The 16,856-nt window shown below is 61.7% G+C and carries 15 protein-coding genes and 1 pseudogene; 2 read left to right on the top strand and 14 right to left on the bottom strand.

Annotated elements, in window-relative coordinates:
- Positions 1–3: 3 nt before the first annotated feature.
- The 14 genes from rnhB to rpsB form a co-directional block, all read right to left on the bottom strand.
- Entirely contained in the window at positions 4–609 is a 606-nt protein-coding gene (gene rnhB / locus JGZ97_RS06270) for a ribonuclease HII (protein WP_207061757.1), read from the bottom strand.
- Positions 609–1,748: a lipid-A-disaccharide synthase gene (gene lpxB, locus JGZ97_RS06265; RefSeq protein ID WP_207061756.1), complete on the bottom strand. Its 1,140-nt coding sequence runs from the start codon at positions 1,746–1,748 to the stop codon at positions 609–611. The genes rnhB and lpxB overlap by 1 nt, the downstream gene beginning before the upstream one ends.
- A gap of 4 nt (positions 1,749–1,752) precedes the next feature.
- Complete coding sequence (gene lpxA / locus JGZ97_RS06260; protein WP_207061755.1) at positions 1,753–2,523, bottom strand: acyl-ACP--UDP-N-acetylglucosamine O-acyltransferase; 771 nt, start codon at positions 2,521–2,523, stop codon at positions 1,753–1,755.
- A gap of 2 nt (positions 2,524–2,525) precedes the next feature.
- Positions 2,526–2,963 (bottom strand): 3-hydroxyacyl-ACP dehydratase FabZ, encoded by a 438-nt coding sequence (gene fabZ / locus JGZ97_RS06255; RefSeq protein WP_207061754.1) that lies wholly within the window; start codon positions 2,961–2,963, stop codon positions 2,526–2,528.
- A gap of 6 nt (positions 2,964–2,969) precedes the next feature.
- On the bottom strand, positions 2,970–4,004 hold the full coding sequence (lpxD, locus tag JGZ97_RS06250) for a UDP-3-O-(3-hydroxymyristoyl)glucosamine N-acyltransferase (protein ID WP_207061753.1): 1,035 nt from the start codon (positions 4,002–4,004) through the stop codon (positions 2,970–2,972).
- Positions 4,005–4,007: 3 nt separating this feature from the next.
- Positions 4,008–4,502, bottom strand: coding sequence for an OmpH family outer membrane protein (locus JGZ97_RS06245; RefSeq protein WP_207061752.1), 495 nt, complete (start codon positions 4,500–4,502; stop codon positions 4,008–4,010).
- Positions 4,503–4,539: 37 nt separating this feature from the next.
- Positions 4,540–6,849 carry an outer membrane protein assembly factor BamA gene (bamA, locus tag JGZ97_RS06240; protein WP_207061751.1) on the bottom strand — a complete coding sequence of 770 codons (2,310 nt, stop codon included), beginning with the start codon at positions 6,847–6,849 and terminating at the stop codon, positions 4,540–4,542.
- A 57-nt stretch (positions 6,850–6,906) separates the two neighbouring features.
- Positions 6,907–8,259 carry a sigma E protease regulator RseP gene (gene rseP / locus JGZ97_RS06235; RefSeq protein WP_207061750.1) on the bottom strand — a complete coding sequence of 451 codons (1,353 nt, stop codon included), beginning with the start codon at positions 8,257–8,259 and terminating at the stop codon, positions 6,907–6,909.
- A 19-nt stretch (positions 8,260–8,278) separates the two neighbouring features.
- Entirely contained in the window at positions 8,279–9,106 is an 828-nt protein-coding gene (locus tag JGZ97_RS06230) for a phosphatidate cytidylyltransferase (protein WP_207061749.1), read from the bottom strand.
- A complete protein-coding gene (gene uppS / locus JGZ97_RS06225; RefSeq protein ID WP_207061748.1) occupies positions 9,099–9,851 on the bottom strand; it encodes a polyprenyl diphosphate synthase in 753 nt (250 codons plus the stop codon). The genes JGZ97_RS06230 and uppS overlap by 8 nt, the downstream gene beginning before the upstream one ends.
- Positions 9,852–9,872: 21 nt before the next feature.
- Entirely contained in the window at positions 9,873–10,430 is a 558-nt protein-coding gene (gene frr / locus JGZ97_RS06220; protein WP_207061747.1) for a ribosome recycling factor, read from the bottom strand.
- A complete protein-coding gene (gene pyrH, locus JGZ97_RS06215) occupies positions 10,423–11,175 on the bottom strand; it encodes a UMP kinase (protein WP_370584018.1) in 753 nt (250 codons plus the stop codon). Before pyrH ends, frr begins: the two co-directional genes overlap by 8 nt.
- 90 nt (positions 11,176–11,265) lie before the next feature.
- Positions 11,266–12,126: a translation elongation factor Ts gene (gene tsf / locus JGZ97_RS06210; protein WP_207061746.1), complete on the bottom strand. Its 861-nt coding sequence runs from the start codon at positions 12,124–12,126 to the stop codon at positions 11,266–11,268.
- Positions 12,127–12,221: 95 nt separating this feature from the next.
- Entirely contained in the window at positions 12,222–12,965 is a 744-nt protein-coding gene (gene rpsB, locus JGZ97_RS06205) for a 30S ribosomal protein S2 (RefSeq protein WP_207061745.1), read from the bottom strand.
- Between the two features lie 302 nt (positions 12,966–13,267).
- On the opposite strand from rpsB, the pseudogene map reads away from it, so the two are divergent.
- Positions 13,268–14,050, top strand: a pseudogene (gene map / locus JGZ97_RS06200) (type I methionyl aminopeptidase); the annotation flags it as partial.
- 32 nt (positions 14,051–14,082) lie between these two features.
- Positions 14,083–16,782: a [protein-PII] uridylyltransferase gene (locus JGZ97_RS06195; RefSeq protein WP_207061743.1), complete on the top strand. Its 2,700-nt coding sequence runs from the start codon at positions 14,083–14,085 to the stop codon at positions 16,780–16,782.
- Positions 16,783–16,856 lie beyond the last annotated feature (74 nt).

Here is a 16,856-nt window from a genome sequence, read left to right as displayed (position 1 = left end):
TTGCTACTTTGGCTCTGGACTGAGAAGGGCTCGCACCGGTGCGAACGAGCGCCGATGCTGCGGCGTGGGACCCAGGCGTCGCAACGCCTCCAGATGCTTGGCGGTACCGTAACCCTTGTGCTGAGCCAGACCGTAGCCGGGATACTGTCTATCCAGGGCGATCACTTCCCGGTCGCGGGCTACCTTGGCGAGAATGGAGGCGGCGCTGATTGCCGGAACCCGCCCGTCTCCCTTGACCACGGGCTCGGCGGGACAGGGGAGCTGCGGACACCGGTTGCCGTCCACCAACACATATTCTGGCGCCACCGCCAGGCCGGCAACGGCCCGCTGCATGGCAACGAGGGTCGCCTGGAGTATGTTGATCCGGTCGATCTCCTCCACCTCGGCACGCCCCAGACTCCAGGCCAACGCTTTTTCCTTGATCTGCTCGGCCAGCGCCTCTCGGGCCGCCTCGCTAAGCCGCTTTGAATCCGCCAAGCCTTCGATCGGCCGAGCCGGATCAAGAATCACAGCCGCAGTCACCACGGCCCCGAACAGCGGGCCTCGACCCACCTCGTCAACGCCGGCCAGCAGATCTCCCTGGTAGAAGCAGAGGGCTTCCGTCTGCATCAGGCCTCCTCTTGCCGGCGTTTCACCAAGGCCAGCACCTGGGCCGCACTCTGAGCACTGGCGTCACATCGAAGCTGGCGGTGCAGCGCTTCAAAACGCCCCTGCAGCTCGGCCTGCCGTGCCGGCTGCAGCTGCTCAAGCAGCGCCTGACTAAGCCGCTCCGGGGTGGCGTCATTCTGGATCAACTCCGGGATCAGCATCTCATCGGCCAGCAGGTTGGGCAGGGAGACGTAGGGCACCTTCACCATGCGGGAGATAATCCGATAACTGAGCGGGGCCAGCTTGTAGGCCACCACCATCGGCCGTTTGAGTAGCATACCCTCCAGGGCAGCCGTTCCGGATGCCAGCAGCACCGCGTCGCTGGCCAGCATACAGTCGCGGGAATGACCGTCGACCAGCCGAATCGGCAACCCCGCTGCATCGACCAGGGGCTGCAACTGCTGCCGGCGGCTTGCATTGGCCGCTGGCAGCAAAAACTCCAGCTCGGGGCGCACGGTGTGACAGAGTCTCGCCGCCTCGATAAACAAAGGCGCCAGTCGCTCCACCTCCCCCCCCCGGCTGCCGGGCAGGAGCGCCACCCGGGTCACGCCCGGCGCCAGTCCCAGGGCATTCAGCGCCGAGGCGGGATCCGGCTCAAGCGGAAGCGCATCGGCCAGGGGGTGCCCCACGAAGCGGGCCTCCACGCCGGCGTTGGCGTAAAAAGGCGGTTCGAAGGGAAGCAGACACAGCATCAGGTCCACCGCCTTGGCGATCTTGATCACCCGTTTTTCGCGCCAGGCCCAGACCGAGGGGCTGACGTAATGGGCGGTGGGAATCCCCGCGAGGCGCAATTGGCGCTCGAGGCTCAGGTTGAAATCGGGGGCGTCGATGCCGATGAAAAGATCCGGCGGATTGGCCAGCCAGTGGCGACGCAGGCGCCGGCGGATGCCCAGCAGCTCAGGCAGGCGGCCCAACACCTCCACCAGCCCCATCACCGAGAGGCGCTCCATGGGAAAGCGACTGTCGAAGCCCTCGGCGAGCATGAGCGGCCCGCCGATACCCTCAAAGCGCGCATCCGGCACTTGGACGCGCAGCGCGCGCATCAGCCCGGCTCCTAAGATATCGCCGGACGCCTCACCGGCAACGATACCGATGCGCATGAACTCAGCGGATAATGCCGCGGCTGGAATGGGCCAGGAAGTCGGTCAGGGTGAGGAGTTCGGGGTGCTGCTTTGCCAGCTCGGCCACTTTCTGACGGGCTTCGTCCAGCTTCAACCCCTGCCGGTAAATCAACCGGTAAGCGCGCTTGATGGCACGCACCGCATCACTGGAAAAACCGCGCCGGCGCAGCCCCTCGGCATTGATACCGTGGGGCTTGGCGGTGTTGCCATTGGCGAGCACAAAGCTGGGAATATCCTGCAGCACCACGGAACCGGCACCGCACATAACATGGGCGCCGATATGGCAGAACTGATGCACGGCGGTAAAGCCGCCCAAAATGGCGTGGTCTCCCACCTGAACGTGCCCGGCCAGGGCGACGTTGTTGGCCAGCACCGTGTGATCACCCACCAAACAGTCGTGGGCCACGTGCACGTAGGCCATCAGCAGGTTATGGCTACCCACCCGGGTCAGCCCCTGGTCCTGCACGGTACCCCGGTGCAGTGTGCAGCCCTCGCGGATAATGTTGTCGTCGCCGATCTCGAGCACCGTGGGCTCGCCCCGGTACTTCTTGTCCTGGCACTCTTCGCCGATGGTCGCGAACTGAAAAATTCGGTTATTGCGCCCGATCCGGCAGGGCCCCTTGACCACGACATGGGAAGCAATACGGGTGCCGGCCCCGATTTCAACATCAGGTCCGATCAGCGTCCAGGGGCCGATTTCCACGTCATCGGCGATCTTGGCGCCGGGATCGATTATGGCTCGACTGTCGATCAAGATCAGACCTTCCTGTCGGCGCAGAGGATGGTTGCCGAGCTTGCCAGCTCACCGTCCACGGTGGCCTTGCATTCAAATTTCCAGATCCCGCGCTTCTCGGAGACGATTTCGGCCTCCAACTGCAGGCGATCACCGGGCACTACCGGGCGCTTGAACCGCAGCTTGTCAGAGCCGACAAAGTAATAAATGGAGCCGTCTTCGGGCTTCTTATCCATGGTTTTAAAGCCGAGCACGCCGGCCGCCTGCGCCATGGCTTCGATAATCAGCACCCCGGGCATCACCGGGTGGTCCGGAAAATGGCCGTTAAAAAACGGTTCGTTCACCGTCACGTTTTTATAGGCGACAATCGATTTACCGATATTCAGTTCGGTGACTCGGTCCACCAGCAGGAAGGGGTAGCGGTGCGGCAGGTATTCCCGTATTTCCTTTACATCCATCATTAAACTTTAACCCTTACTCTTGTCATTCGCCGACTTTTCCAATGCGGCGACTCGGGCCGCCAGCTGATCGAGCTGACGGAAGCGCACGACGTTCTTCTTCCACTGCTGATGCGGGGAGAGGCCAGTGCCGGAGGAGTAAACACCCGGCTTTTGCAGCGATTTGGTCACTAGCGTCATGGCGCTGACATGCACGTCATCGGCCAGTTCCAGGTGCCCGGCAATGCCGGCTCCGCCACCGATGGTGCAGCGCCGGCCTATTTTAGAGCTTCCGGCCAAGCCAGCACAACCGGCAATCGCGCTGTTTTCCCCTATCCGACAATTGTGAGCCACCTGAATTTGGTTATCCAGTTTGACCCCGTCGCCAATGACGGTGTCTTCCAGCGCGCCTCGGTCGATGGTGGTACCGGCCCCGACCTCCACGTCATCGCCGATGACCACACCGCCAATTTGGGCGATTTTGTGCCAGTGGCCTTGGTCGTTGGCAAAGCCGAAACCGTCGGCGCCGATCACGGCACCGCTGTGAATGACACAGCGTGCGCCGATCCTCACGCCATGATAGAGGGTCACGCGCGCCGCCAGCCGCGTATCACGACCGATGACCGAGCCTGCGCCAAGCACGCAGTGAGGACCAATAGAGGCCCCCGCCGCCACCCGGACATCCGCCTCGATAACCGCGCCGGGGCCTACCGAAGCGCTCGCATCCACCTGCGCCCGCTCGTGAACAACCGCCGTAGCGTGAATTCCGGGTACCGCCTGCGGTCGCGGGTCAAACCAGGCGGAGAGCCGCGCATAACCGAGGTAGGGATTGTCAAGGGCCAGCGTCGGCACCGGACAAGCATCAACTTGCGAAGGATGAAGGATCACCGCCGCAGCCTGCGTCGAGGCCAGCTCCCGGCGGTATTTGGGATTGGCGAGAAAGCTGACCTGATCGGGCTGCGCAGCGGCAAGGGTTTGCAACCCGGACACCCGGCGCTCCCCATCCCCCGCCAGGGTCGCCCCCAGAAACGCCGCAATCTCGCCCAGCGAATAAGCCTGCGTCATGACCTACTGCTGGTTCAGTTTATCGACCACCGCCTGGGTCAGGTCCAGGTCCGGCTTGGCGTAAACCAGCGCTTTTTTGTTGAGAATAACGTCGATATCCTGGTCATCGACCATCTTCTGCAGAATCGCCTCCACCTGGGGCCGCAGCTGCTCCAGAAACGCCTGCTCGCGCTGCTGGGAGCGCTGCTTGAGCCGGTTGCTCAGCTGCTGGAACTCCTGGTACTTGGCCTGAATATCCCCCATCAGCCGCTGGCGCTCCTCCTCGCTGAGAAAGTCCGCCTCCTTCTGGGCCTTTTCCTGCAGGGCGTTACCCTGCTCCTGCAGCTGCCGCAGTTGTGCCTGCTCGGTGCTGAACTCCTCGTTCAGCTGCTGGCGGAACTCGTCCGCGGGCTTGGAGGCGCGGATCGCGCTCTCGATATCCAGCACGGCGATGGTTTCCCCCCAGGCCGCGACAGGCAGCAGGCACAGCGCCAGCACAGTGTTCTTGATCGCTTTCATCGGTTCTCTCCTTATCCCTTGTGTGAAAGACTACAGCTTAGAAGCTTCGGCCCAGCGCAAACTGGAAAGCCTCGGTCTCGTCGTCGTCCTGCTCAATCACCGGCACTGCGTAGGAGAACGAGAGCGGTCCGACGAAGGTGAGCCAGGAAACCCCCACCCCCACCGACGCACTCATCTCATCCAGCGCGATCCCGCTATCGCAGTTAGGGTTGCTGGACAGGCAACTGGTATCAAATACGCTCCCCACGTCGAGATAGAGCAGCGAGCGCAGGCCGCCGGGATCTTCGACAAAGGGGAAAGGAAAGATCAGCTCCATGCTCCCCTCGACCAGGGCATTGCCGCCCAACGGATCGCGCCCGAGGTTATTCGCCCGCGGCCCCAGGGAGTTGCTCTTAAAGCCCCGCACCGAGTTGAAGCCACCGGCGTAGAAATGTTCAAAGAAAGGCAGCTCGGAGGTATTCCCCATGCTATCAGCGTAGCCCAGCTCGGTCCTGAGACTCAGCACCCAGTCGCCGGTCAGGGGAAAATAGCGCTGGCCGCGGTAACGCAGCTTCCAGAAGTTAAGGTCGCTGCCGGGCGCCCCCAGCTCCAGGCTGAGAGACTGGGAGTAGCCGTCGGTAGCCATCAATCCCTTGTTGAGATGGTTGTCGCTCCAGGACGCGGTGAGGTTCAACTGGTTGTACTCATCACCTTCGGCATCGACGAAGTCGCTGATCTCCTGGGGAATATCGTTACCCAGGCTGACGGAGAGATGACTGAGCCCCCAGCCGAAACGCAGCCGCTGGTGCTCGTCGATGGGATAGCCAAAGCTCATTCCGCCGCCGTAGGTATCGGTGCTGTAATCGCTGGTATCGCCCTCTTCGAAGTCCTGCTTGCGGTAGTACAGATCGAAGCCGCGACTGACTCCATCGACGGTGTGGTAGGGGTCGGTAAAACTGAAGCTGTACTCGGTATCGGTACGGCTGTTGTTGACGGCGACGGACACCTGCTTGCCGGTACCGAGGAAATTCTTCTGCGAGACATTGGCACCCAACAGCAAACCGCTCTCCTGGGAGAAACCGATACTGGCCGACAGGTGGCCTGAGAGCTGCTCCTCGACGCTGTACTCAAGATCGATCTGGTCCTCGGTGCCCGGCACTGCAGAGGTCTCCAGGTTAACCGAGGCAAAGTAGCCCAGCCGTTCCAGGCGCCGCTTGGAAGTTTCCATCAGTTCGGTAGAGGCCCAGGCCGCCTCCATCTGGCGCATCTCACGGCGCAAGACCTCGTCGGCACTGTTGGTGTTGCCGCGGAAGTTGATCCTCCGTACGTAAATACGCCGTCCCGGGTTGATAAAGAACGTGATAGCCACCGTACGCTGGGCCTCGTCCACATCCGGCACCGGGTTGACGTTGGCCTGCAGGTATCCTTCGTTACCGAGTCTTCGGGTGAGCTGCGTGGCGGAGGCCACCATAGCTCGCCGCGAGAAGATCGCTCCCGACTCCAGTTCGACCTGGGACTGCAGCTCCTCGCGGGGCAGAACCAGATCACCGGCCAGTTCAAAGCCGGCAAACCGGAAACGCTCCCCTTCACTGACATTGATGGTGATATACACGTGCTTGCGATCGGGGGTCAGGGAGACCTGGGTAGAATCGATGGCGAAGTTGATATAGCCACGATCCAGGTAGTAGGACCGCAGCCGTTCCAGATCGCCACTGAGCTTCTCCCGGGAGTACTTGCTGTCATCGCCGAAGAAAGACCAGAAGCTGGGGGTTTTCAAGGTGAAGAGGCCAGCGAGGGTCTCATCATCAAAGGCGGTGTTACCGACGATATTGATGTGCTGGATTGCCGCCGGCTCACCTTCGCGGATGCGGATGGTCAAGCCGACCCGGTTCTCCGGCAGGGACTCGATCTCGGCGTCCACCTGGGCGCCGTAACGGCCCTGGCCGGCATACAGGCGCAGCAGCTCCAGGCGGATCCGCTCCAGGGTGGCGCGCTGAAACACCTCACCCTCTGCCAGACCCAGATTCTTCAGCCCGTCCAGAAGCTTATCGGTTTCGATAACGTCGTTGCCTTCTATCTCGATCTTACTGAGAGCAGGACGCTCCTGAACCTTGACGATAAGGACGTTACCGTCCCGGGCGAGGCGGATATCGTTGAAATAACCGGTGGCAAAAAGCGCCCGCGCCGCCTTGCTGAGGCGAAACTCATCCACGGTTTCGCCCACATCCACGGGAAAGGCGGCAAAAACGGTGCCCAGATCGATCCGCTGCAAACCGTCGATGCGGATATCGTTTACTTTGAAGCTGTCGGCCAGTGCAGCCAAGGGAAGCAACAGGAGAATCCAGAGCAGGGCCAGTCTACGTCTCATTCAGGTTACAGACTCAAAATTAACAGTGAATGCAAAGCCGGAGCGGCGCCCCCGCTCCTAGAGGCGCGCCAGGTCGTTATAGAGCGCCATCAACATCAGTGACAGCAGCAGCGCCATACCAATTTTCAGGCCCAGTATCTGCACCCGCTCGGAAACCGGTCGTCCTCGCGCAGCCTCAATCAGGTAATAGAGCAGATGCCCGCCATCCAGCATGGGAATGGGCAGCAAGTTCAGGACCCCCAGACTGATACTGAGGTAGGCCAGGAAATTAAGAAAGCTCTCCAGCCCCGACTCCGCCGAAGCCCCCGCCACTTTAGCAATCGTGATAGGGCCACTCAAGTTTTTTACCGAGATGGCCCCTTGGATCATTTTGCCAATCGACTCAAGGATCAGGGTGATCATCTGATAGCTTTTGGCAACTGCCGCCGGAACCGCCTCAAAGAGTCCGTAACGGATCTCGCGCTGCATCGCTGCGGGCCACTCCACCGGTGCGACACCGGCACCGATGTAGCCATAGCGGCGCCCGCTCTCGTCCGTGCGGGCCGCCGGCGTCACCACCAGCTCCAGCGGTTCCCCCTGGCGCTCCAGGACCAGCGTCAGAGACGCCTCGGGGTGCGCCTGAACCCGCTTCACCAACTCAACCCAGTCGGTTACCGGTTCTGCGTTGATGCTACGTACCAGATCTCCCGGTTGCAGACCGGCGGCGGCGGCCCGCCCCTGCTCGGCGACCTGGCCGATGCGCGGCTCCAGAGCGGGGCGCCAGGGGATGATGCCGAGGCTGGCCAGCGGCCCCTGCTCCTCGTCCACCTGCCATTCGTTCAACATCAGCCGGTAGCGCTGCTCACCGCCGCCTTCGACCTCCCGGGTGCGCAGGCGCAGCTCGCCGCTCTCGCCAATGCGCGCCGCCAGGCGCAGACTCACCTCTTCCCAGCTGCGCGTGGCGTGACCGTCAACCTCAACGACCTCCTCCCCTACCCGCAGTCCGGCCGCGGCCGCGGGCGACTGGGGTTGCACCGCCCCGACCACCGGCGTCACCGTGGTGACACCCGAGACAAACAGCAACCAATAAGCAAAAGCGGCAAACAGAAGGTTCACCACAGGACCCGCAGCGACGATCGCGATCCGCTGCCCGACCGACTTGCGGTTAAAAGCCTGATCCTGCTCGGCGGGCGCCACCGGCGCTTCCCGCTCGTCGAGCATTTTCACATACCCCCCCAGGGGGATGGCGGCGATCACGTACTCGGTGCCCCGGCGGTCGTACCAGCGATACAACCCTTTACCGAAGCCGATGGAAAAACGTAGGACTTTGACCCCGAAGCGGCGGGCAACCCAGAAGTGCCCGTATTCGTGAATGGTGACCAGAATGCCCAGGGTGACAATGGCCGCCACTACCGTCTGCAGAAAACCCATGATGCGCGGTGTCCCGTGGTTATGCCGTTACAACAGACTCCAGCCCGCAGAGCCAGGTTCCCAAGGCGAAGAGAGGGGCGGCCGCCGTGAGGCTATCGATGCGATCCATGATACCGCCATGCCCGGGCAGAACCCGGCCGCTGTCTTTGATGCCACGGTGGCGCTTGAGCATGCTCTCCAGAAGGTCCCCCAGCACGGAGGCCAGTGCGGTCACCAGACAGACCCCCATCACAGCCGCCAGTGTCGCCACCGAAAGCTGCCAGTAAAGCCCCCACAGAAGGGCTATTAGCAAGCTGGATGTGAGCCCCCCATAGAGACCCGCGAGGGTCTTTCCGGGACTGACCCGCGGCGCCATTTTTCTCTGCCCCCACTGCCGCCCGGCAAAGTAGGCCCCGACATCCGCCCCCCAGACCAGCAGCAACAGCAGCAGGATCAGCGGGTGGGCCGACGGGGTTCCCTTGAGCGCCACCAGCGCGCCCCAGGTGGGCACCAGCACCAGCCCTCCCATCACCAGTCGCGCCGCCACGCCGCTCCAATTGCCACTGGTATCCGGGTACGTTCGCACCCAGTAGAGGGCCAGCAGCCAGAACAGTCCGGCAAGCAGGAGAACACCCGGTGTCAACAGGTCGCCCCAGAGCACCAGGGGCAGCAGCAGCAGCTGGATCAGTAGTACAAAGAGAGCCCTCCCCGGCAGACTGCGCACGCCGGCCAGGTTGGCCCACTCCCAGCTTCCCAGCGCGACGATCAGCGCGATAAAGAGTTGAAAGCCGGCCTGCGGCAACAGGAACACCCCGGCCAGAAAGAGCGGTGCGATCAAGCCCGCCGTGATTAAGCGGGTTTTAAGCATGTGTCTCCTCAGCCTCGATCTGCTCGCTGGTCTTGCCGAAACGGCGCTGCCGCCCACTGAAGGCAGCAAACGCCTTTTCCAGCTCGCCACGATCGAAGTCGGGCCAGTATACCGGGGAGAAATAAAGCTCGGCGTAGGCAAACTGCCACAACAGGAAGTTGCTGATCCGCTGCTCACCCCCGGTACGGATACAGAGGTCCGGCAGGGGCTGGCCGGCGGTGGAAAGCTCAGCCTCGAGCGCCTCGGGAGTGATCTCTTCCGGTCGCAACTGCCCGGCCTGAACCCGGCGGGCGAGGGTTTCAGCGGCCTGGGCAATATCCCACTGGCCGCCGTAGTTGGCTGCGATGTTGAGGGTGAGGCCGGTGTTGCCGCGAGTCAGGGCCTCGGCCTCGGCAATCTTGCCCTGCAAGCTTTCGCTGAACCGGCTGCGTTCACCGATCAGCCTCAGGCGTATATTGTTTTTATGGAGCTTTTTGACCTCACGCTTGAGCGCCAACATGAACAGCTCCATCAGCCCTGACACTTCGCCCGGGGGACGCCGCCAGTTCTCACTGCTGAAGGCAAAGAGGGTCAACGCTTCGACGCCGTAGCGGGCGCAGCCGTCGACGACTGCGCGCACTGCTTCCACCCCCGCCTTGTGGCCGGCGACGCTGGGCAGGTTGCGCGCCTTGGCCCAGCGGTTGTTGCCATCCATGATGATGGCCACGTGGCGTGGAAGCCGGGAAAAGTCCTTGAGCTCCGTCATAAATAGCTGACGAGATCCGGGTCAGATCTCCATCAGGTCCGTTTCCTTGGTCTGGAGGTGCGCCTCGATATCGGCGATATACTTGTCGGTCAGTTTTTGAATGGCATCTTCGCCCCGACGCTGGTCATCCTCGGTAATCTCCTTCTCTTTCAGGAGCTCCTTGATGTCGTTATTGGCATCACGGCGAATATTGCGCACGGCCACCCGGGCATTTTCCGCCTCTGAACGCGCCTGCTTGATGTAGCCCTTGCGCGTCTCTTCCGTCAGCGCGGGCATCGGCACGCGGATAACGTTGCCGGCGGTGGAGGGGTTCAACCCCAGGTCCGATTTCATGATCGCCTTTTCCACCTCGGGGACCATCGGCCGCTCCCAGGGCACTACCGACAGGGTACGGGCGTCCTCGACGTTGATGTTAGCGACCTGGCTGATCGGCACATCGGAGCCGTAGTAGGAGACCCTGACCGCATCCAGAATACTGGGGTGCGCGCGTCCGGTACGAATCTTCTTGAAGTTCTCGACTGCCGCCTGAACGCTCTTCTGCATCCGTTCTTCGGCATCTTGCTTGATATCGTTAATCACCCTGTTCTCCTAGCGGCGCGCCGTTATCGATCAGCGTACCTTCCTCACCGCCCCGCACCACCGTCACCAGGGCGCCGGGCTTGTTCATGTTGAATACTCGTACCGGCATGGCATGGTCGCGGGTCAGACACATGGCGGTGAGGTCCATAACCCCGAGCTGCTGCTCCAGTACGTCATCGTAACTGAGCCGGTCATACTTGGTGGCGCTGGGATCCTTGACCGGGTCGGCAGAGTATACGCCGTCCACCTTGGTCGCCTTGAGCACCACGTCCACCTCGACCTCGATCCCGCGCAAACAGGCGGCCGAGTCGGTGGTAAAAAACGGGTTGCCGGTACCGGCAGAGAAAATCACCACGTCCCCCTGGTTGAGGGCGCGGATAGCATGGCGGCGATCGTAGTTATCCACCACCCCCTCCATCGAAATGGCCGACATGACCCGGGTCGCAATATTGTTGCGCTCCAGGGCGTCGCGCATGGCCAGCGCATTCATCACCGTGGCCAGCATGCCCATGTGATCACCGGTGACCCGGTCCATCCCGGCCCGGCTCAGCGCCTCGCCGCGAAACAGGTTGCCGCCGCCGATCACCATGCCCACCTGGACCCCGATACCGACCAGCTGGCCGATCTCCAGCGCCATGCGGTCAAGCACCTTAGGATCAATACCGAAATTCTCATCTCCCATCAGCGCTTCGCCGCTCAGCTTGAGCAGGATGCGTTTATAACGGGCTTTGGTCTTCTCACTCACAGACAGAATCCCCGGCCAAAACAGGTTGACAGTTTAGCATTCGAATTTGACGTTACACGAGCCCCGCAGGGCCCGTGCAGGACGCAGCGCTTATTTCAGCGCCGCCGCCACCTCGTCGGCGAAGTCTACTTTCTCGACCTCGATGCCTTCACCCACTTCAAAGCGGATGAACGCCTGCAGATCGGCGCCGGCATCCTTCACCAGCTGCCCGACCTTCACCTCGGGGTTCTTGACGAAAGGCTGCTCCACCAGGGAGTTTTCCGCCAGGAACTTCTTGATTCGACCACCGATCATCTTCTCGGCGATTTCGGCAGGCTTGCCGGCCATATCGGGCTGGGCCAGGATGATTTCCTTCTCCTTGGTCAGCACCTCTTCGGGCATATCCTCGGGCTTGGCGACACGGGGGTTGACCGCAGCCACGTGCATGGAGACGTCGCGGGCCACTTCGTTATCACCGCCGGTCAGCGCCGTCAGAACGGCGATCTTGTTGTTGCTGTGAACGTAAGCACCGATGTTGGCACCTTCCAGCACAGCGATGCGACGCACGCCGATGTTTTCACCGATTTTCTGTACCAGGGCCTCGCGGGCGCTTTCCAGCTCACCGGCCATCAGGGCGGCGACGTCGGTCTGCTTGGCGGCAAACGCAGCCTCCACCACGCTGTCGACGAACTTCAGGAAGTTATCGTCGCGGGCGACGAAGTCAGTCTCGGAGTTGACTTCAACCAACACGCCGTAGCTGTTGTCGTCGGCGACCTTGACCGCCACCACGCCGTCGGCTGCAGTGCGACCGGCTTTCTTGGCCGCTTTCATGCCGCTGGACTTGCGCAGGTTTTCGATGGCCAGCTCGATGTCGCCTTCGGCTTCGCCCAGGGCTTTTTTACACTCCAGCATGCCCAAGCCGGTACGCTCGCGCAGCTCTTTAACCATAGAAGCAGAGATCTTGGCTGCCATGATGGTTCCTCTCGATAAAATCAGATTTGCAGAATTCAAAAAAGGGGAGCCGCGCTCCCCTTACCGAAGCCTGTTAACAGGCCGCGTCCGCGGTTTTACTGGGCTGCCTGCTGTTCGGCCGCTTCATCAACCTCGACAAAGCCACCTTCTTCGGCGACCGCGCTGGAAGCTTCCAGGCAGGCGTCGGCAACAGCCTTGACGTAGATCTGGATGGCGCGCAGGGCGTCGTCGTTACCGGGGATGACGTAGTCGATGCCGTCGGGGTTGCTGTTGGTATCAACCACGCCGATGACGGGGATGCCCAGCTTGTTGGCTTCGTTAACGGCAATACGCTCGTGATCAACGTCGACCACGAACAGCGCGTCGGGCAGACCGCCCATGTCCTTGATACCGCCGATGGACCGCTCCAGCTTGGCCATCTCGCGGGTGTTCATCAGCACTTCTTTCTTGGTCAGCTGATCAAAAGTTCCGTCGGTGGACTGCTGCTCCAGGTCGCGGTAACGCTTGATGGAAGCGCGAATGGTCTTATAGTTGGTCAGCATGCCGCCCAGCCAGCGGTGGTTGACGTAAGGCATGCCGGCACGCTCGGCTTCCTGCTTGATCACTTTGCTGGCGGCACGCTTGGTGCCCACGAACAGGATCTTGTTCTTGCTGCCGGCCAGACGCTGGATCACACCCAGGGCATCGTTCATCGCCGGAACAGTGTGCTCCAGGTTGATGATATGAATCTTGTTGCGGGCGCCGAAAATGTACTTACCCATTTTCGGGTTCCAGTAACGGGTCTGGTGACCGAAGTGAGCGCCGGCTTTGAGCAGCTCACGCATAGTAACTTTGGACATCATATTTCCTGTAGTTTTGGGTTAGGCCTCCATACACCCCATCGCTCACTCCGAAGAGCACCCAGAGTCGATGTGACGGTATATGTGCGACGTTAAAGGGTTAAACCGCCTAAATCAGGCCCCCTGATTCGGCAGCGCGACTTTATACCACAAAGCCGATCCCGAATAAAGGATAGACCCAGCCCGGGCCGGCGTGGGCCGGGTCGGTTGCTTTCAACTTAGGGCGATGCGTGTAAAAATGATTCTTTTCAACAAATCCACCCGCCTGACTTCGCGCTGATCCCAGCCAAACACTTTGTGCCAAGACCATGACCATAACCATCAAGACCCCTGAAGAAATTGAAAAAATGCGCACCGCCGGACGCCTCGCCGCCGAGGTGCTGGAAATGATCGAGCCCTATGTGCAACCCGGGGTCACCACCAACGAGCTGAACCAGGTCTGCCATGACTACATCGTCAAAGAGCAGCTGGCGGTTCCGGCCCCCCTCAACTACCACGGTTTTCCCAAGTCGATCTGCACCTCCGTCAACCACGTGGTATGCCACGGAATCCCCAACGACAAGAAACTGAAGAGCGGCGACATCATCAACGTTGATATCACCGTGATCAAGGACGGCTACCACGGCGACACCAGCAAGATGTTCTGCGTCGGCAAGACAGCCCCCCACGCCACGCGGCTGGTGGAGGTTGCCCAGGAAGCGCTCTACCTGGGGATCCGCATGGTCAAACCCGGCGCTCGACTGGGGGATATCGGCCACGCCATTCAGCAGTTTTCCGAGGGCAACCACTACTCAGTGGTGCGAGAATACTGCGGCCACGGGATCGGCAAGGAGTTTCACGAAGAGCCCCAGGTGCTGCATTACGGCAAGCCCGATACCGGGGTCGAACTCAAGGCCGGCATGTGCTTTACCATCGAACCCATGATCAACGCCGGGCGCCGCGAGACCAAGCTGTCTAAGCGTGACGGCTGGACCGTGGAGACCCGGGACAAGCGGCTATCGGCACAGTGGGAGCATACCTTGCTGGTGACCGAAACGGGCTACGAAGTCCTGACCCTGCGCCAAGAGGAACAGGGCAAGCTGTAAGCCACCGCAAGTCCTGAGCCACCGGAGAGCCCATGACTCACATTCTCTCGCAATACCCCGCCGACAAGGGGCTGTTTGACGCCGAAGCCTTTGACGAGGTGCTGACCCGTTCCGAGGCCTTTCTGCCCCTGTTCAAGCAGGCCCTGAGTCAGGGCCAGGAAGAGCTGGACCGCCGCTTTCGCGCCGGCGCCGACATTCGGGACCTGATCTACGGTCGCGCCTGGATGCTGGACCAGCTGCTGCAGCGGGCCTGGGCGCAATACGCGTGGCCCGAGGGGGATGCGGTGAGCCTGGTGGCCGTGGGCGGGTACGGTCGCGGGGAGCTGCACCCCCACTCCGATATCGACCTGCTGATCCTGTTGAAAGAGGATGACCCGGAGCAGTACCGGGAAAGCATCGAGGGGTTCATCACCTTCCTCTGGGACATCAGCCTGGATGTGGGATCAAGCGTGCGCACCATCGCCCAGTGCTACGAAGAGGCGCGTAAAGACATCACCATCGCCACCAACCTGATCGAGTCCCGCACCCTGGTGGGCGAAGAGCGCCTGCGACTGACCATGTACGAAACGGTGACCGCCGACAGCGCCTGGTCCAGCAAGGAGTTCTACAAGGCCAAGGTGGCCGAACAGCGCGAGCGCCACCACCGCACCAACGACACCGAGTACAACCTTGAGCCCAATATCAAGGACTCCCCCGGCGGACTGCGCGACCTGCAGACCGTGGGCTGGGTGGCCAAGCGCCACTTCGGCGCCACCTACGTGCGCGACCTGGTGGCCTACGGTTTTCTCACCGAGAGCGAGCTTGAAGCCCTGAACAAAGGCGAGCTCTACCTGTGGACGGTGCGCTATGCCCTGCACATGCTCACCGACCGCTGCGAAAACCGCCTGCTGTTTGATCACCAGCGCACCCTCGCCGCCTTCTTCGGCTACGAGGACAAGGAAGGCGCTCTGGCGGTCGAGCAGTTCATGAGCAAGTACTACCGCATCGCCATCGCCCTAGCCGAATTCAACGACATGCTGCTGCAGCACTTCGAAGAAGCGATCCTTGAGGACAACGACGGTGGCGAGCCGGAACCCCTGAACAAGCGCTTTCAGGTCCGCAACGATCATATCGAAGTAGTCAGCGATGACGTTTTTGAGAAGACCCCCTTCGCGCTGATGGAGATCTTCGTGCTGCTGGCCCAAAACCCGCGCCTGCAGGGAGTGCGGGCCTCCACCATGCGCCTGATCCGCGAATACCGCCACCTGATCGACGACGAGTTCCGCAACGACCTGCGCAACACCACCCTGTTTATGGAGCTGCTGCGCTCGCCCGAGGGGGTCACCACCGAGCTCAGGCGCATGAACCGCTACGGCATTCTCGGCCGCTACCTACCGGAATTCGGCCGCATCGTGGGCCAGATGCAGCATGACCTCTTCCACATCTATACCGTGGACGCGCATACCCTCAAGGTCATCCTCAACATGCGGCGCTTCCGTCATCGCGACCAGCAGGACAAGTTTCCCATCGCCAACCGCATCGTGCGCCAGATCCCCAAGGTCGCCCTGCTCTACATCGCCGGCCTTTACCACGACATCGCCAAGGGTCGCGGCGGGGACCACTCCGAACTCGGCGCCGAGGACGTCAAGGATTTCTGCCGCCGGCATCACCTGGGCAAGTGGGACACCCACCTGGTCAGCTGGCTGGTGCGCAACCACCTGCTGATGTCCATGACCGCGCAGCGCAAGGACATCACCGATCCGGACGTGATCTACGACTTCGCCATGAAGGTGCGCGACAGCATCCACCTGGACTACCTCTACGCGCTGACCGTGGCCGATATCTGCGCCACCAACAACACCCTCTGGAACAACTGGCGCGCCTCGCTGATGCGCCAGCTCTACCGGGAGACCAAGCGGGTGCTGCGCCGCGGGCTGGAGAGCCCCATCAACAAAGAAGACCTGATCGAGCAGGTACAGAAGGAAGCCCTGGACATGCTGCGCCACGAGGGGATCAGCGATTACAGCGCCGAGTGCCTGTGGGCCAACCTGGGCGAGGATTATTTCCTGCGTCACGAGGCCGTGGATATCGCTTGGCATACCGCCGCCATCCTCAGCCACCACGAGACCGACAAGCCCCTGGTGCTGGTCAAGGGCACCAGCACCCGCCTCTACGAGGGCGCCACCCAGATCTTCATCTACATGCGCGATCACGAGGGACTCTTCGCGGCCTCCGCCGCCGCCCTCGACCAGCTCAACCTGAGCATCCAGGATGCGCGCATCATCACCAACAACGACGGGTTCAGCTACAACACCTTTATCGTGCTGGACGAGGAGAACCAGCCCATCGGGGATGATCCGGCCTATATCGAGCGGATCCAGAACACCCTGGTGGAAGAGCTGGACGACCCGGATGACTACAGCGATATCGTCCAGCGCCGGGTGCCGCGCCAACTGAAACTGTTCGCCATGCCCACCGAGGTGATTCTCAGCACCGACCCCGAGCGCCAGGTCACCGCCATGGAGGTCAACACCTCCGACCGACCCGGCCTGCTGGCGCGCATCGGCCAGGTGATGCTCGAATGCAGGATCCACCTCAACAACGCGAAAATCGTCAACGTGGGCGAACGGGTGGAAGACGTGTTCTTCATCACCGACCACGAGGGCAACCCCATCACCGACCCGGCACTGGCCAAGCGTCTGCAGGAGGGCATCTGCGAGGCCCTGGACCGGCAGCTGATGGAGAGTGCCTGAGGCCGCACTCCAGCGGGCTGCGGTGGACATTTGTCACCGCCCCGCCGCCCTCTTTATAATCGTCGCGGCTCACC

It is taken from the genome of Motiliproteus sp. SC1-56 (assembly GCF_017309075.1).
In the GTDB taxonomy this organism is placed as follows: domain Bacteria; phylum Pseudomonadota; class Gammaproteobacteria; order Pseudomonadales; family Balneatricaceae; genus Motiliproteus.
Note: the sequence above shows the minus strand (reverse complement) of the source record. Positions and strands in the feature narration are given on the sequence as shown.

Excerpts from the sequence above, each read along its gene's own strand:
- rpsB (WP_207061745.1), bottom strand. The coding sequence starts at position 12,965 with ATGTCCAAAGTTACTATGCGTGAGCTGCTCAAAGCCGGCGCTCACTTC.
- rseP (WP_207061750.1), bottom strand. The coding sequence starts at position 8,259 with ATGGGTTTTCTGCAGACGGTAGTGGCGGCCATTGTCACCCTGGGCATT.
- JGZ97_RS06195 (WP_207061743.1), top strand. The coding sequence starts at position 14,083 with ATGACTCACATTCTCTCGCAATACCCCGCCGACAAGGGGCTGTTTGAC.
- JGZ97_RS06245 (WP_207061752.1), bottom strand. The coding sequence starts at position 4,502 with ATGAAAGCGATCAAGAACACTGTGCTGGCGCTGTGCCTGCTGCCTGTC.
- uppS (WP_207061748.1), bottom strand. The coding sequence starts at position 9,851 with ATGACGGAGCTCAAGGACTTTTCCCGGCTTCCACGCCACGTGGCCATC.
- bamA (WP_207061751.1), bottom strand. The coding sequence starts at position 6,849 with ATGAGACGTAGACTGGCCCTGCTCTGGATTCTCCTGTTGCTTCCCTTG.
- JGZ97_RS06230 (WP_207061749.1), bottom strand. The coding sequence starts at position 9,106 with ATGCTTAAAACCCGCTTAATCACGGCGGGCTTGATCGCACCGCTCTTT.
- lpxD (WP_207061753.1), bottom strand. The coding sequence starts at position 4,004 with ATGACGCAGGCTTATTCGCTGGGCGAGATTGCGGCGTTTCTGGGGGCG.
- rnhB (WP_207061757.1), bottom strand. The coding sequence starts at position 609 with ATGCAGACGGAAGCCCTCTGCTTCTACCAGGGAGATCTGCTGGCCGGC.
- lpxB (WP_207061756.1), bottom strand. The coding sequence starts at position 1,748 with ATGCGCATCGGTATCGTTGCCGGTGAGGCGTCCGGCGATATCTTAGGA.
- tsf (WP_207061746.1), bottom strand. The coding sequence starts at position 12,126 with ATGGCAGCCAAGATCTCTGCTTCTATGGTTAAAGAGCTGCGCGAGCGT.
- fabZ (WP_207061754.1), bottom strand. The coding sequence starts at position 2,963 with ATGATGGATGTAAAGGAAATACGGGAATACCTGCCGCACCGCTACCCC.